The sequence below is a fragment of the Nocardioides palaemonis genome (assembly GCF_018275325.1).
Lineage (GTDB): Bacteria > Actinomycetota > Actinomycetes > Propionibacteriales > Nocardioidaceae > Nocardioides > Nocardioides palaemonis.
Window position 1 is genome coordinate 680,929 of the sequence record NZ_JAGVQR010000004.1, and the last position, 14,541, is coordinate 695,469.

Consider the following 14,541-nt stretch of genomic DNA (forward strand, 5'->3'; position numbering starts at 1 on the left):
ACATCGCCAGATGACCACCCCGGGCCGTCCACAGGGCTGCCGGTCAGGCCTCCAGGAACCCCTCGGCGAGCAGGTCGCGGACGACCGGGAGGTAGGTCGCGCGGAGGTCGTCCTCGTCGCGCTCGAGCAGGGCGCCGAGCGCACCGAGGATCTGGCCGACGGACAGGTCGCCGTCGCTGGCCCCGACGAACGCCGCCTCCACCGTGTCGGCGGTGCGCGCCCGGCGGAAGCCGCGCTGCTGGCGCAGCACGATGGCCTCCGGGTCCTCGGCGCCGGGTCGCCCGACGGTCTCCTGCTGGACGTCCTCGCGCGCCCGCAGGTGGCGGCCGAGCAGGTCGTCGTCGCCGAGGCCCGCGAGGTCGCGCGTCGCGGTGCCCCAGTCGTGGATCGCCGGCGCGATCGGCTGCTCGACGTCGTAGGGCCACTCCTGCAGGTCGTGGCGTCCGCTGCCGCCGAGCCGGACGTTGATCCAGCCGAAGCCGACGCCCTCGATGCCGGTCTGCTCGAGCCAGGAGAGCCAGGTGTCGTAGCGCTCGGCGTAGTCCCGGCCGCCGTGGTGGCCGGAGTCCTTGAGCCACAGCTCGACGTACGACGCCGGGTCGAGGGTCTCGCGCTGGACGACGAGGGCGTCGCAGTCGGGCCGCAGCCACGAGCCGATCCGCTCGTCCCACGGGGTGCCGTCGACGATCGCCCAGTTGGCCAGGACCTGCAGCCAGCCGCCGTCGGTGAGGTGGTCGGGCCCGGTCCGGACGATGTGCTCGACGACGCGGTCGCCGGGGAGCCCGGAGTCGCGGTAGACCAGCCGCTCGCCGGTCGCGGGCGAGATCACGAACGGCGGGTTGGTCGCGACCAGGTCGAACCGCTCGCCGGCCACCGGCTCGAAGAACGAGCCGTCGCGGACGTCGACCTCGACCTCGTTGAGCGCGGCGTTGAGGCGCGTCATCCAGAGCGCGCGGGCGTTGACGTCGGTCGCGACGACGCGCTCGGCGTGCCCGGCGAGGTGCAGCGCCTGCACGCCGCAGCCGGTGCCGAGGTCGAGCGCGCTGCCGACCGGCTCGCGCATCGTCAGCTGGGCCAGGCTGGTCGAGGCGCTGGAGATGCCGAGGACGTGGTCGGGCCCGACCGCCACCGGTGCGCCGTCCAGGCCGGGCGTGAGGTCGGAGACCACCCACAGGTCGCGGTCGTCCGCGGCGTAGGGACGGCAGTCGGTGCGGGCGGCGACCTCGCTGACGCTCTGCTCGAGCAGGCCGACGTTGCAGAGCCGGTCAACGAGCCCGGGGAGCGCCGCGTCGGCGGAGTCGCGCGACACCGGGGTCTGGAGGAGGAACAGCCGCACCAGCGTGTCGAGCGGCGAGCCCGACGTGGTGCGGCGCAGCGCCGGGCGGGTCTCGTTGCGTCCGAGCGCGCGGTGCGCGTCCTCGCCGATCGCCTCGGCGACCCGGTCGTAGGTGAAGTCGACGGCGAGCAGTGCCTCGCGCAGCGGGCCGGTGACGTCGAGGTCGCTCATGCGCGCACGCTCTCACGCTCGTGGTAGCCGGTGACGGCCTCCCCGGCCCGCCACTCGGCGAGCATCCCGCGGTAGAGGCCGTGCCGCAGCTCGAGCTCGTAGCCGTCGTACTGAGGCACCCCGAGCCGCCGGGCCGCCTCGAGCTCGGCCTCGACGTCGTAGGGCACCCGCACGTAGCTGACCGCCCACGGCGCAGGTTCCGGCGAGTCGACGACCCCCTCGAGGATGCAGTAGAGCGGGGTCGCGTCGCCCATGCAGTTGCCCACCGAGCCGGTGTTGAAGGCGGTGCGCCCCTCGAGCTGGCACTCGTAGAACGGGTCGTGCGTGTCGCCGTAGCCGACGAGGTCGGGCTCGGGGTGGTCGAAGCCGGTCGCCTCGGTGTTGGTGAACAGTGCCTCGTACTCGGCCTGCGAGCGGACGTAGCGCACCCGGCGGTGGACGGTCTCCTCGCTCGCGTGGAACAGCCGCACCCGCCGCCCGGAGAGCAGGAAGTCGTGGCTGAACGGCAGCGACCGCAGCCACTCCCCCTGTCCCGGACCGAGCTCGTCGCGCCACCACCGCAGGTCGTCGTTGTCGAAGGTGCGGTCCGGGTCGGGGAGGAAGTCGTCCCAGTTGCCGAGCAGGTTGACCTCGCACCGCTCGCGGCAGAGGTCGACCACCTCCCGCCCGCGGGGGCCCTTGCCGACGTAGTCGCCGAGGTTGAAGATCCGCGTGATCCCGCGGGACTCGATGTCGGCCAGCACCGCCTCGAGCGCCGTCAGGTTGCCGTGGACGTCCGAGATGAGCGCGATGCGCGTGGGAGCGGGCACCCGGTCAGCGTAGGTGACCCGGTCAGGGGCAGAAGCCGTGCAGCACGCCGGGCTCGCCGTCCAGCCAGATGCCGTAGCCGACCTCCGCCGTCGCCAGCCGGGGCCCGCCGTCCGGCAGAGTCACGACCGCCCGGGTCGGCGCCGGCGCTCCGGCGGGCGCCGCATCGCTCCAGCACCCGTGCTCGGCCATCAGGACGGCGACACGGGCGGCCCGCCGCTCGGCGCGGGTGTCGCGGGTCGTCCGCGCGCCCTCGTCGGCCGCGTCGTCGGCGGGCGCCTGGACGAGCGCGGGGGTCGCGAGCAGCGACGCCACCGCCAGCACCGCGGCGGCGACCGCGCACCCGACGACGGCCCGCACCACGGCCGTCCGCGCGAGGGAGCGGATCACGACGCCCCGCACGCCTCGCGCCGCTCCTGCACCGCGGTGGCGACCTCCTGCACCCGCTCGCCGTACGTCCCGGCGAGGGCGCCGTCGCGGATCTCGCGGTACGCCTCGGCGCGGGCGTCGCCGTCGAGGCGTCGGGCCTCGCGCAGGTCCTGGCGCAGCTCGGCCGGCAGTGCGCGGCGGACCGCGCGTACGCGGTCGTCACGTCGCTCGGCGAAGCGCTGGACGCGCGAGCCGTAGTCGCCGTCGAGGGCGTCGCGGCGGATCTCGCGCAGCGCGTCGGCGCGCTCGCCGGTCGGGAGGTCCCGCACCGCGGTCAGGTCGTCGCGCAGGTCCTGGGGCAGCCGGGACCACACGGCACCGCACGGCACCCGCGGTCCGTCGCCCGCAGGGGCGTCCGTGCCGGGGGCGGCGCCGGCGAACAGCGAGGAGGTGGTCAGCAGGCCGGCCGCGAACAGGCCGGCGGTCTGGATGAGGGGCATGGCGTCTCCTTCGTCGTCGGCCGGCTCGGTCGCCGGCCACCGGGGACGACGCTGGTGGCCGCGGGTGGCGCCGACGTCAGGGGCGTGTTCGGGTTCGGTAAGGCCGCGGCGATCCGCCTCCCCGGGCCTCGCGGGCGCACTAGCGTTCCTCGCGTGGACCACCCCCGCGGCCTGGTGCTCGTCGTCGAGGACGAGCCGGCGATCAGCGACCTGGTGCGGCGCTACCTCGTCGCCGCCGGGTTCGGGGTGCACGTCGAGGCGGGCGTGCACGGCGCGCTCGAGGCCGTACGCCGGCTGCGGCCCGCCGCGGTGCTGCTCGACGTCGGGCTGCCAGACGGCGAGGGCACCGACGTGTGCAGGGTGATGCGCGAGCAGGGCGACTGGACGCCGGTGCTGTTCGTCACCGCGCGCGACGAGGAGGTCGAGCGGGTGCTCGGCCTCGAGCTGGGGGCCGACGACTACGTCACCAAGCCGTTCTCCCCGCGCGAGCTGGTCGCGCGGGTCCGCACCGTGGTGCGGCGCAGCAGCGCCCCCGCCGGCCCGCGGGTGCTGCGCGACGGCGGGCTGGCCCTCGACCCCGCCGCGCGCACCCTCACCGTCGACGGGACCGCCCACCACCTGACGACGACCGAGTTCAACCTGCTCGAGGTGCTGATGGGCGCACCCGGGCGGGTCTTCGACCGCGCCGAGCTGCTGTCGCGGGCGTGGGGGCAGGCCGACTACGGCACCAGCCGGACCGTCGACGTCCACGTGGCCCAGCTGCGCGCCAAGCTGGGCGACCACTGCCCCGTGGAGACCGTGCGCGGCGTCGGCTACCGCGCGCGGAGGCCGTCGTGACCCGGCCGCTCGGGCTGGCCGCACGCCTGGCCCTCGCGATGGCGGCGGTCGCGGCCGTGTCCGCGGTGCTGGCCGGTGCCCTCCTCACCCCGCTGCTGTCCGGCGCGCGGGAGGACGCCGTGCGCGCACCGCTCGCCCGCCAGGTCGAGCTGCTGGCGCGGCTCCCCCGCCTCTCCCTGGCCTCCCAGCGGCTCGACCGCGTGACCGACGCCTCCGGGCTGACCCTCGGCGTCGTCACCGCCGACCGCGCCACCGGCGCGGCGAGCGCCCTGTCGCCCGGCGAGCTGGCCACGCTGCGCTCCGGCGGCTCGGTGTCGGGCGAGGCCGAGCTCGACGGCGTACCGGTGCTGGTGGAGGGCCGTCCCTCCCGCTCCGGCGGCGCCGTGGTGCTGGCCGCCGACCTGTCGACCGCCGACGGCGCCCTCACCGCGGTGCGACGGCGGGTGGTGCTCGCGCTGGCCCTCGGCTCGCTCGTCGCGATCGGGCTCGCGGCCTGGCTGGCGCGGCGGGTGGCGCGTCCGCTGACCAGCGCCGCCGACGCCGCGCGCCGGCTCGCCGCGGGCGAGCGTGGCGTGGAGCTGCCGGCGGGCGGCCCGCCCGAGGTCGCCGACGTCGCGGCCGCGCTCGGCCAGCTCGACACGGCGCTGCGCACCAGCGAGGAGCGGCAGCGCCGGTTCCTGCTGTCGGTCTCCCACGAGCTGCGCACGCCACTCACCGCGGTGCGCGGCTGGGCCGAGGGGCTGGTCGACGGCACCGTCGCCCCGGAGGAGTCGCGCGAGGTCGGCGGCACCGTGCTGGCCGAGGCGCTGCGGCTCGAGGGCTACGTCGCCGACCTGCTGGCGCTGGCCCGCCTGGAGGCCGACGACTTCCGCGTCGACGTCACGACGGTCGACCTCGCCGCGCTGGTCGCGACGACCGCCGAGGCGTGGTCGGCCCGGGGCCGCGCGGCGGAGGTGACCGTCTCGGCGACCACCAGGCCCTGCGCCGTCCGCGCCGACGCCACCCGCCTGCGCCAGGTGCTGGACGCGCTGCTCGACAACGCGCTGCGGGTGACCCCGCCGGGCGGGTCGGTCGTCCTGTCGTGCGACGCCCCCGGCACCGTCGAGCTCAGCGACACCGGACCGGGGCTGGCCCCGGAGGACCTGGCCGTCGCCTTCGAACCGGGCGTCCTGCACGAGCGCTACCGCGGCCGGCGCGCCACCGGCGGTCACGGCCTCGGCCTCGCGATCGTCGCCGGACTGGTGCGACGGATGGGCGGCGACGTCGTGGCCGGGGTCGCGCCCACCGGTGGCGCCCTCTTCCAGGTCACCCTCCCGCCCGCCTGAGGCAGGATGCGGGCATGCTCGAACCGCCGCCCGACGTGTCCGACGCCGACGTGCTCGAGGTGGTGCGTGCCCGCTGGGAGCCGCGCGCCGACGCGGTCGAGCACCTCGCCGTCGGCTGGGGCGCCCACCACTGGCGCGTCGACGTCGCGGGCGAGCCCACCCTCTTCGCGACCCTCGACCCGCCGCTGCCCCGGCACACCCCCGAGAGCCTCGAGGGGGCGTACGCCGCGGCCGCGGCCCTCGACCTCGACTTCGTGTGGCCGTCGCTGCCGCACGACGGCGGCGGCTACACCGTGGCGTGCGGGCCCCGCACCGCGAGCGTGACCGGGTGGCTTGACGGCGAGCGGCCGGCGGAGTCGGTCACGGACCTCCCCGACCTGCTCGCGCGGCTCCACGCAGCCCCTGCGCCGCCGACGGCCCGCGCGTGGACCACCGAGCTCGACCCCGACCTGCCCGACCTCCTGCGCGACCTGCTGCAGCGACCGTGGGACGGGCCGCTCGGGCCGGCCGCGCGCGAGGTGCTGCTCGAGCACCTGGCGCAGGTCGGCGGGTGGGTGCGCGAGCACGCGCGGCTGCGCGACCTCGCCGACCCCGCGACCTACGTCGTCACCCACGGCGAGCCGCACGTGCGCAACCAGTGGGTCGCGCGCGGGCGCACCTGGCTGATCGACTGGGAGTCGCTGCTGCTCGCGCCGCGCGAGCGGGACCTGGCCACGCTGGTCCACGAGGGCCGCGACGTCCCCCACGACCGCGAGATGGTGCGGCTGTTCGACCTGGAGTGGCGGCTCTCGGAGATCTGGTCGTTCGCCCAGTGGCTGCAGGGCCCCCACGTCGGCGACACCGACGACCGCACGGCGCTGGGCGGGCTGGCGCACGAGCTGACCCGGCCACACTTCGGCGAGGGCTGACGCACGACGGCCCGCCGCTCCCGAGGGAGTGGCGGGCCGCGTGTGGTGCGTGGGTCAGGCGTGGTGCGGGGTGAACGACGACGAGCCGGTGTTGTCGCCGTCGTCGGCGATGGCCACCTCGCGCCGCTTGGACACGACGACCGCGACCGCGATGATCGCCACCGCGACGAGGGCGATCACGATGCGCAGCGCGTCGTTCTGGTCCTCGCCGACGCTCATCGAGACGACCGCGCTCGCGATCAGCAGCGAGACGAGGTTCATCACCTTGATGAGCGGGTTGATCGCCGGGCCGGCGGTGTCCTTGAACGGGTCGCCGACGGTGTCGCCGATGACCGTCGCCGCGTGGGCCTCGGAGCCCTTGCCGCCGTGGTGGCCGTCCTCGACCAGCTTCTTGGCGTTGTCCCACGCGCCACCCGCGTTGGCCAGGAAGACCGCCATCAGGGTGCCGGCGCCGATCGCGCCGGCCAGGAAGCCGGCCAGGGCCGCGACGCCGAGGCCGAAGCCGACGGCGATGGGGGCCATCACCGCCAGGATGCCGGGCGTGATCAGCTCGCGCAGCGAGTCGCGGGTGACGATGTCGACGACCTTGCCGTACTCCGGGCGGCCGGTGCCCTCCATGATCCCGGGGATCTCGCGGAACTGGCGGCGCACCTCGAACACGACCGCACCCGCGGCGCGGGCGACGGCGTTGATGGCCAGGCCGGAGAAGAGGAACACCACCGCGGCGCCGAGCAGCACGCCGACGAGGACGCCCGGGTTGTAGACGAGGAAGTTGAGCGCCGAGACGTCGTCGTCGCTGAGCACACCCGCGTCGGCCACCGACTCCGCGACCGAGGTGGAGTACGACCCGAACAGCGCGGTGGCGGCCAGCACGGCGGTCGCGATCGCGATGCCCTTGGTGATGGCCTTGGTGGTGTTGCCGACGGCGTCGAGCTCGGTGAGGATCTGCGCGCCGTTCTCGCTGACGTCGCCGGACATCTCCGCGATGCCCTGCGCGTTGTCGGAGACCGGGCCGAAGGTGTCCATCGCGACGATGACGCCGACGGTGGTCAGCAGGCCGCAGCCGGCGAGCGCGACGGCGAACAGCGAGACCGTGACGGTGGCGCCGCCGAGCAGGAACGCCCCGAAGACGGCCGCGCCGATCACGAGGGTGGTGTAGACCGCCGACTCGAAGCCGACGCTCAGGCCGGACAGGATGACGGTCGCCGGGCCGGTGAGCGAGGTCTTGCCGACGTCCTTGACCGGGCGGAACTCGGTGCCGGTGTAGTAGCCGGTCAGCGCCAGGATGCCTGCCGCCATCACGATGCCGATGACGACCGCGAGGCTCGCGATCAGCCGCGGGTCGCCGCTGGCCTGCGCGATGTCGGCGCCGGTGGCGTTGGTGAAGTCGGAGAACGACCCGGGCAGGTAGACGTAGGACAGGATCACGGACGCGACCGCGCCGACCGCGGCGGAGATGTAGAAGGCGCGGTTGATCGTGGTGAGGCCGTTCTCGCCGGCCTTGGGCTTGGTGATGAAGACACCGAGCACGGCGGTCAGCGCGCCGATCGCGGGGATCAGCAGCGGGAAGACCAGGCCCTTGTCGCCGAACGCCGCGGCGCCGAGGATCAGCGCGGCCACCAGCGTCACGGCGTAGGACTCGAACAGGTCCGCGGCCATGCCGGCGCAGTCGCCCACGTTGTCGCCCACGTTGTCGGCGATGGTCGCGGCGTTGCGCGGGTCGTCCTCGGGGATGTTGTTCTCGACCTTGCCGACCAGGTCGGCGCCGACGTCCGCGGCCTTGGTGAAGATGCCGCCGCCGACGCGCATGAACATGGCGAGCAGGGCCGCGCCGAAGCCGAAGCCCTCCAGCACGTGGGGCGCCTCGTCCTTGAAGAGCAGGACCACGAGGCTGGCGCCGAGCAGGCCGAGGCCCACGGTCGCCATGCCGACGAACGCGCCGGTGCGGAAGCCGATGGTCATGGCCGGGTCGCGGCCCTCGGTCTCGGCCGCGGCGGCGACGCGCAGGTTGGCGCGGACCGCGAGGCTCATCCCGAGGTAGCCGATGGCGGCCGAGAAGCCGGCGCCGACCAGGAAGAAGACGGAGCGTCCGATCCGGACGGTGACGTCGTCGGCCGGCAGTGCGAACAGGACCACGAACGCCACCGCGGCGAAGATCCCGAGAGTGCGGAACTGGCGCTGCAGGTAGGCGTTGGCGCCCTCCTGCACCGCCTGGGCGATGGTCCTCATGTTGTCGGTGCCCTCGCCTGCGGCCATCACCTGCGACCGGAACATCGCCGCCATCCCGAGCGCGCCGAGCGCGATCAGGGCGACGATGACGACCAGGACGAGGTTGCCGCCTTCGAGGTCCGGCTCAACGACTGCGGGCAGGATCCCGGTCATATGCGCGTCCTCCTAGAAGTGGAACGTGAACGCGCCGGAGTCTACGCAGACGTGACCCAGATCACGGGGCAGGGTGATCCACGCCACACCGGCCGGTCCGGCCGGGCGCACGAAAAACCCCTCCGGACTCGTCCGGAGGGGTGTGGACGGCGGTGCGGCCGGGGGCGTGGTCAGGCGCCCGGCGCGAGGCCGACGGTGTCGTGGATGACGAACACCTTGGCCAGCCCGGTGATCCGGAAGATCTTGAGCAGCCGCTCCTGGGTGCAGACCAGGTCGAGCGATCCGTCGTGGGCGCGGACCTTCTTCAGGCCGCCGACCAGGACGCCGAGACCGGTGGAGTCGAGGAACTCGACGGCCTCGAGGTCGATGACGATGTCGTAGGTGCCGGCGCCGACGAGCTCGGTGATGCAGTCGCGCAGCTTGGGGGCGGTGTAGACGTCGATCTCCCCGCCGACCGCCACGATGGCGCGACCATCCACCTCGCGAGTGGCAAGGGTGAGATCCACGACTGCTCCCCGGTCCCCGAATCTGTTCGGACAGTGCGTCAGCGAGGCACACTGCGTGCCCCTGAGTTCTATCGGGTGGTATCAAACCACGAGTCCCACCCGTCGCGCAGGTGTCCCCAACACTTCGCGGCGAGGGCACCGTCGGAGGCGTTTGCCAGACTTCGCGGGTGAGCACCACCCGACCTGTCGCACCACCCCGGGTCGACGACCTCGTCCGCCGACTGACGTCGGTGCCGGGGCGGGAAGGCCGGCTGCGACACCTCGAGGTGCTGCCGGCGCGCGAGGCGGTCCACGAGGACTGGCCGGGCTGGGTGCCCGACGACGTCCGCGGGGCGTTCGCGTCGCAGGGGGTGGCCCGGCCCTGGCGCCACCAGGTCGTCGCGGCCGATGCGGCCCACGCCGGCGACCACGTCATCGTCGCGACCGGCACCGCGTCCGGGAAGTCGCTGGCCTACCAGCTGCCGGCGCTGTCCGCGATCCGCGCCGCGCGCGGTCCGCGGGGCGAGCGCGGCGCGTCGGTGCTCTACCTCGCCCCCACCAAGGCGCTGGCCCACGACCAGCTCGCGACGCTGACCTCGCTCGGCCTTGACGTGCGGGTGTCGGCCCACGACGGCGACAGCTCCTACGAGGAGCGCGACTGGACCCGCGACTTCGGGGAGTACGTCCTGACCAACCCCGACATGCTGCACCGCTCGCTGCTGCCGGCCCACCACCGCTGGTCGCGGTTCCTCGGGTCGCTGCAGTACGTCGTGGTCGACGAGTGCCACCACTACCGCGGCGTCTTCGGCGCCCACGTCTCCCACGTCCTGCGGCGGCTGCGCCGGGTGTGCGCGATGTACGGCGCGCACCCCACCTTCGTCCTCGCCTCCGCGACCGTCGCCCAGCCCGAGGTCACCGCGGGGCGGCTGACCGGTCTCGACGTGGTCGCGCTGACCCGTGACGACTCGCCGCGCGGGGCCGTCTCGCTGGTGCTCTGGGAGCCGCCGCTCACCTCCCACGACGGGGAGAACGGCGCGCCGGTGCGGCGTGCGGCGTCGTCGGAGGTCGCGGACCTGCTGGCCGACCTGGTCGCCGAGGACGTCCGCACGCTCGCCTTCGTCCGCTCGCGACGCGGCGTGGAGCAGGTCGCGACCACCACCGCCGGCCTGCTCGCCGAGGTCGACCCGTCGCTGCCCGGGCGGGTCGCCGCCTACCGCGGCGGCTACCTCCCGGAGGAGCGGCGGGCGCTCGAGGCGTCGGTGCGCCGTGGTGACCTGATGGGCCTCGCCGCCACCAACGCCCTGGAGCTCGGGATCGACATCAGCGGCCTCGACGCCGTCCTGATCGCCGGCTTCCCCGGCACCCGCGCCGCCTTCTGGCAGCAGGTGGGTCGCGCCGGCCGCGGCGCACAGGACGCGCTGGGCGTCCTGGTGGCCAAGGACGACCCGCTCGACACCTATCTCGTCACCCATCCCGAGATGCTGATCGGCGCACCGGTGGAGGCCTCGGTCTTCGACCCGGACAACCCGCACGTGATGGGGCCGCACCTGTGCGCCGCCGCCCAGGAGCAGCCGCTGACCGAGGCCGACCTGCCGCTCTTCGGCCCGACCGCCCGCGAGGTGGTCGACGAGCTGGTCGGTCTCCAGCTGCTGCGCAAGCGGCCGCGCGGCTGGTTCTGGACCGACCGCGGCCGCGCGGCCGACCTGGCCGACATCCGGTCCGCCGGCGGCTCGGCGGTGCAGCTCGTCGAGGCCGACACCGGCCGGGTCGTCGGCACCGTCGACGCCTCGGGCGCGCACAGCCAGGCGCACCCCGGGGCGGTCTACGTGCACCAGGGAGAGACGTGGCTGGTGGAGTCGCTCGACCTCGACCACCACGTCGCGACGATGCGGCGCGACGACCCGGCGTGGTCCACGACCGCCCGCGAGGTGACCGACATCAGCATCGTCTCGACCCGTGAGCGCCGCTCGTGGGCGGGCTGCCAGCTGACCCTCGGCGAGGTCGACGTGTCCCACCAGGTGGTGTCGTTCCTGCGTCGGCGCCAGCCGGGCGGCGAGGTGCTCGGCGAGGAGCCGCTCGACCTGCCCGAGCGGACCCTGCGGACCACCGCGGTGTGGTGGACGGTGCCCGACGACGTCGTCGCCGAGGCCGGGCTGGCGGCCCTCGACGTGCCGGGCGCCGCGCACGCGGCCGAGCACTGCTCGATCGGCCTGCTCCCGCTCTTCGCGACCTGCGACCGCTGGGACATCGGCGGGGTCTCCACCGCGCGGCACGCCGACACGGGCGTGCTGACCGTCTTCGTCTACGACGGGCACCCCGGCGGCGCCGGGTTCGCGGAGCGCGGCTTCCACACCGCGGTCGCCTGGTTGACCGCGACCCGGGAGGCGATCGCCGGGTGCGAGTGCACGTCGGGCTGCCCCTCGTGCATCCAGTCGCCCAAGTGCGGCAACCAGAACAACCCGCTCGACAAGGACGGCGCGATCCGGCTGCTCGACGCCCTCCTCTCGGGTGCGCCGCGCGAGGTCGCGAAGCGCTAGATTCGCGCCATGGTGATCATCGGACTCGTCCTCATCGCGCTCGGCGGGCTGGCCATCCTCTTCGCCTTCGCCTTCACCGACCCGGGCACCGGTGGCGCCTACCTCGGGGTCGACGTCAACACGCTCTCGTCCTTCCTCATCGGCGTCGCCGCCGGCGCCGCGATCCTGTGGGGCTTCGCGATCCTCAAGTGGGGCACCAAGCGCAGCCTCGCCCACCGCCGGGAGCGCAAGGAGCTGAGCGAGCTCAACGCCAAGCTCGAGCGGGTCGAGGCCGAGCGCCGCGCCGACGGCGACGCCTCCCCGTCCGCGTGATCGTGGCGGGCCGCACCCACAGCTGAGCGGCAGGCCCAGACCCCGACAGTGGAGCCACCGGCCCGACCTACGGGCCACCGGCTCCACCGTCGCGACGACACGGCGCGACGGCCTGCTGCCGGTCGGCCCGGCGCGCGCCTCGGCACGCACCCGGACCTCGCGCCACGGCACCGGCGGACCGTCCACCGACACCGACACCCGGACCTCGCTGCCGGTGACCTCGCACCCGTCGAGGACGGCTGCGTGGGCGGTCGCGACCTCGGTCGCCCTCGCACACGCCCCGTCGCCGGCTGCCGCAGCCCCGGCGGCTGCGACCGCCGCGAGGTCGGCAGCGGACTGGGCCCGTCGCTGCGCGACCACGAGCCCGCCCGCGGCCGAGAGGCCCAGCGCCACGAACATCAGCACCCCGGCGAGAGCCAGCACGAGGACGGTCGCTCCTCCCTCCTCACCACGGGAACCGGTCACGGTGACCCCTCCTCGAGCAGGGCGACCGCCTCGTCGGAGACGGTGACGCCCGGCACCGACGCCAGCAGGCCGCCGGGTCCGGCCACCCGCGCGGAGGTCACGACGACCACCCGGTCGCCGTCGACCGTCACCCGGACGGAGGCACCCTCGGGCGCGATCCGCAGCGCCACGGCGCGCGCGGTCGTCGCGTCGTCACCGCGGGCCAGCGCCCGGGCGGCCTCGCGGGAGGCATCGACCACGCGCACCTGGGCGGCGCCGATCGCCAGCATCCACACCAGCCCGACCGTCAGGGCCAGGAGCAGCGGCACGCCGAGCGCGAGCTCGGCGGTCGCGGACCCCTCCTCCTCGTGCCGAGCCCGCGCCGCCATCAGCCGATCCCCAGCAGGCCCATGACGTGGTCGAAGAGCCGGCCGAGCAGCCGGTCGCCGAAGCTGCCCGTGAGCAGCTTGTAGAGCAGCGCCGCGAAGCCGGCACCGGCGGCGGTGCCGACCGCGTACTCCGCGGTGGTGATGCCGCGCTCGTCGCGCTCCGGCGCGGCAGGCGTGGCGTGTGTGGTCCTGATCATCGGGTCTCCCGTCGTCGTGGGGCTCTCGATGAGCCCCGTCGTCACCCGAGGCTGCGCGCCCGCGGCCGACGGCGCACCCGATGCCCCTCGGCCCTGTGGACGAGCGCCGCCGGGGCCGCCCTGTGGACGGCTCGCGGTCGCGTGGGCGGCCCTCACGGCACCAACGACCCGAGCAGGGACGCGGCGGTGGGCACGACCCCGAGCAGCAGGAAGGCCGGGAGCAGGCAGATGCCGAGCGGTAGCGCCGCGGCGACGCCCACCCGGCGGGCGGCGTCCTCGGCGCGGGCCGCCGACTCGCGCTCGAGCTCGTCGGCCAGCCTCTCGATGACCTGCACGACGGAGGCGCCGGACGCCTGTGCGCGCTCCATCGCCCGCCCGAGGGGCGCCAGCGCCTCGTCGTCGGCCAGGGTCGCCCAGGCGTCGACGAGCGGCGCACCCCAGCGCGCGTGGTCGACGACCGGCGACAAGCGGTCGGCGGCCGGGCCCGGCAGGGCGCGACAGACCAGCGCGAGCCCGCCGACGGGGTCGGCGCCGCCGCGCAGGGTCGCGGCGAACAGGTCGACGAGGTGGGGCAGCGTCCGCTCCACCTCCTCGCGCTCGCGGCGCACCGCGGCGGGCTCGGCTCGCGCCAGCACCCACCACGACGCGACCGCGGCGACCACCGATGCCGCCACGCCTGCGCGGCCACCCACGAGAGCCCACGCGCCGGCCCCCGCGCCCAGGGCCGCCAGCGCCCGCGGCCAGCGTCGACCCGCAGGGTGGGCGCGGGCGGCCCCCGGGGCCGTCGGCTGCCCGGACCACGGCTCCGGCGCACGGGACACCAGCAGCCACACCGTGACCAGCACGCAGCCGGCGCACACCCACGTCATGGCACGACGACCGCGTCGGCGAGCCGCTCGATCCACCACAGACCCAGCGCCAGCAGGCCCAGGCCGGCACCGAGGCAGACCCACCCCGCCACGGTGCCCAGGAGGAAGGCCCACGGGTCGGAGCCCGCGCCCGAGCCCATCACCAGCACCGCGAGCGGCAGGCACGCCACCAGGCGCGCCGTCGCGCGGGCCGAGGCGAGCTCGGAGTCGACGAGGCGGCGGGTGCGGCGCCGCACCCGCAACCCGGCCGCGGTCCGCTCCAGGCCAGCAGCCAGGCCGTGGCCGGTCTGGTGGGCGACCTGCCACGCGCTCGCCACCCGGTGCAGGTCCTCGGCGCCGGGGTGCCCACGGGCCAGCCGGCGCAGCGCGTCGGGCACGTCGACCCCCAGGCGGCTCGCCTCGACCACCTCACCGAGGGGCGGCCACCTCTCCTGTGCCGCGGACAGGGCCGCGGTGGGCGGACGACCCGCGGCCAGCTCGGCCGCCAGGACGTCGCAGACCTCCAGCACGGCCGACCGGTCGCGAGCGACCTGACCGCGACGAGGACGGGACCAGCCCCGCGGTGTCGCGGTGGTGCCGCGGCGCGGCGGGCCGGGCGGTGCTCCCGCGGGCACCGGCACCCACACGGCCACGGCGGCCGCGAGCAGCAGCGCCGCCAGCCCCACGCTCACCA

At 75.3% G+C, this 14,541-nt stretch carries 15 protein-coding genes and 1 pseudogene; 5 read left to right on the top strand and 11 right to left on the bottom strand.

What is annotated here, in order from left to right:
• Positions 1–43 precede the first annotated feature (43 nt).
• Genes KDN32_RS18945 through KDN32_RS18960 form a run of 4 tightly spaced genes read right to left on the bottom strand, consistent with a single transcriptional unit; the run spans position 44 to position 3,183 of the window.
• The gene (locus KDN32_RS18945) at positions 44–1,507 is read right to left on the bottom strand and encodes a DUF7059 domain-containing protein (protein ID WP_211733788.1); all 1,464 of its coding nucleotides are present in this window, start codon (positions 1,505–1,507) and stop codon (positions 44–46) included.
• On the bottom strand, positions 1,504–2,316 hold the full coding sequence (locus KDN32_RS18950) for a metallophosphoesterase family protein (RefSeq protein WP_211733790.1): 813 nt from the start codon (positions 2,314–2,316) through the stop codon (positions 1,504–1,506). The genes KDN32_RS18945 and KDN32_RS18950 overlap by 4 nt, the downstream gene beginning before the upstream one ends.
• Before the next feature lie 22 nt (positions 2,317–2,338).
• Entirely contained in the window at positions 2,339–2,704 is a 366-nt protein-coding gene (locus KDN32_RS18955; RefSeq protein ID WP_211733792.1) for a hypothetical protein, read from the bottom strand.
• On the bottom strand, positions 2,701–3,183 hold the full coding sequence (locus KDN32_RS18960; RefSeq protein WP_211733793.1) for a hypothetical protein: 483 nt from the start codon (positions 3,181–3,183) through the stop codon (positions 2,701–2,703). The genes KDN32_RS18955 and KDN32_RS18960 overlap by 4 nt, the downstream gene beginning before the upstream one ends.
• 153 nt (positions 3,184–3,336) lie before the next feature.
• On the opposite strand from KDN32_RS18960, the gene KDN32_RS18965 reads away from it, so the two are divergent.
• Genes KDN32_RS18965 through KDN32_RS18975 form a run of 3 tightly spaced genes read left to right on the top strand, consistent with a single transcriptional unit; the run spans position 3,337 to position 6,253 of the window.
• The gene (locus KDN32_RS18965; RefSeq protein ID WP_307854222.1) at positions 3,337–4,020 is read left to right on the top strand and encodes a response regulator transcription factor; all 684 of its coding nucleotides are present in this window, start codon (positions 3,337–3,339) and stop codon (positions 4,018–4,020) included.
• Positions 4,017–5,345: a sensor histidine kinase gene (locus KDN32_RS18970; RefSeq protein ID WP_211733795.1), complete on the top strand. Its 1,329-nt coding sequence runs from the start codon at positions 4,017–4,019 to the stop codon at positions 5,343–5,345. Before KDN32_RS18965 ends, KDN32_RS18970 begins: the two co-directional genes overlap by 4 nt.
• Before the next feature lie 14 nt (positions 5,346–5,359).
• Entirely contained in the window at positions 5,360–6,253 is an 894-nt protein-coding gene (locus KDN32_RS18975) for a phosphotransferase family protein (RefSeq protein ID WP_211733797.1), read from the top strand.
• A 54-nt stretch (positions 6,254–6,307) separates the two neighbouring features.
• Here the strand turns inward: KDN32_RS18975 and KDN32_RS18980 are convergent, their stop codons facing one another.
• Positions 6,308–8,635 carry a sodium-translocating pyrophosphatase gene (locus KDN32_RS18980; protein WP_211733799.1) on the bottom strand — a complete coding sequence of 776 codons (2,328 nt, stop codon included), beginning with the start codon at positions 8,633–8,635 and terminating at the stop codon, positions 6,308–6,310.
• Between the two features lie 170 nt (positions 8,636–8,805).
• A complete protein-coding gene (locus KDN32_RS18985; protein WP_211733800.1) occupies positions 8,806–9,141 on the bottom strand; it encodes an anti-sigma factor antagonist in 336 nt (111 codons plus the stop codon).
• A 167-nt stretch (positions 9,142–9,308) separates the two neighbouring features.
• Between KDN32_RS18985 and sftH the strand changes: the two genes are divergently transcribed.
• Positions 9,309–11,657, top strand: a complete 2,349-nt coding sequence (gene sftH, locus KDN32_RS18990) for a DEAD/DEAH box helicase (RefSeq protein WP_211733802.1) — start codon at positions 9,309–9,311, stop codon at positions 11,655–11,657.
• A gap of 9 nt (positions 11,658–11,666) precedes the next feature.
• The gene (locus KDN32_RS18995) at positions 11,667–11,969 is read left to right on the top strand and encodes a hypothetical protein (protein ID WP_211733804.1); all 303 of its coding nucleotides are present in this window, start codon (positions 11,667–11,669) and stop codon (positions 11,967–11,969) included.
• Between the two features lie 135 nt (positions 11,970–12,104).
• Here the strand turns inward: KDN32_RS18995 and KDN32_RS23560 are convergent.
• The 5 genes and pseudogenes from KDN32_RS23560 to KDN32_RS19020 all read right to left on the bottom strand — a co-directional run.
• Positions 12,105–12,434: pseudogene (locus KDN32_RS23560) on the bottom strand (Rv3654c family TadE-like protein); the annotation flags it as partial.
• Positions 12,431–12,802, bottom strand: a complete 372-nt coding sequence (locus KDN32_RS19005) for a TadE/TadG family type IV pilus assembly protein (RefSeq protein ID WP_211733806.1) — start codon at positions 12,800–12,802, stop codon at positions 12,431–12,433. The gene KDN32_RS19005 and the pseudogene KDN32_RS23560, both read right to left, overlap by 4 nt.
• On the bottom strand, positions 12,802–12,999 hold the full coding sequence (locus KDN32_RS19010) for a DUF4244 domain-containing protein (RefSeq protein ID WP_211733808.1): 198 nt from the start codon (positions 12,997–12,999) through the stop codon (positions 12,802–12,804). Before KDN32_RS19010 ends, KDN32_RS19005 begins: the two co-directional genes overlap by 1 nt.
• A 152-nt stretch (positions 13,000–13,151) precedes the next feature.
• On the bottom strand, positions 13,152–13,868 hold the full coding sequence (locus KDN32_RS19015) for a type II secretion system F family protein (protein ID WP_211733809.1): 717 nt from the start codon (positions 13,866–13,868) through the stop codon (positions 13,152–13,154).
• Positions 13,865–14,539: a type II secretion system F family protein gene (locus KDN32_RS19020; RefSeq protein WP_211733811.1), complete on the bottom strand. Its 675-nt coding sequence runs from the start codon at positions 14,537–14,539 to the stop codon at positions 13,865–13,867. The genes KDN32_RS19015 and KDN32_RS19020 overlap by 4 nt, the downstream gene beginning before the upstream one ends.
• Positions 14,540–14,541: the final 2 nt, after the last annotated feature.

Excerpts from the sequence above, each read along its gene's own strand:
- KDN32_RS19005 (WP_211733806.1), bottom strand. The coding sequence starts at position 12,802 with ATGGCGGCGCGGGCTCGGCACGAGGAGGAGGGGTCCGCGACCGCCGAG.
- KDN32_RS18980 (WP_211733799.1), bottom strand. The coding sequence starts at position 8,635 with ATGACCGGGATCCTGCCCGCAGTCGTTGAGCCGGACCTCGAAGGCGGC.
- KDN32_RS19015 (WP_211733809.1), bottom strand. The coding sequence starts at position 13,868 with ATGACGTGGGTGTGCGCCGGCTGCGTGCTGGTCACGGTGTGGCTGCTG.
- KDN32_RS18960 (WP_211733793.1), bottom strand. The coding sequence starts at position 3,183 with ATGCCCCTCATCCAGACCGCCGGCCTGTTCGCGGCCGGCCTGCTGACC.
- KDN32_RS18945 (WP_211733788.1), bottom strand. The coding sequence starts at position 1,507 with ATGAGCGACCTCGACGTCACCGGCCCGCTGCGCGAGGCACTGCTCGCC.
- KDN32_RS18975 (WP_211733797.1), top strand. The coding sequence starts at position 5,360 with ATGCTCGAACCGCCGCCCGACGTGTCCGACGCCGACGTGCTCGAGGTG.
- KDN32_RS18995 (WP_211733804.1), top strand. The coding sequence starts at position 11,667 with ATGGTGATCATCGGACTCGTCCTCATCGCGCTCGGCGGGCTGGCCATC.
- KDN32_RS19010 (WP_211733808.1), bottom strand. The coding sequence starts at position 12,999 with ATGATCAGGACCACACACGCCACGCCTGCCGCGCCGGAGCGCGACGAG.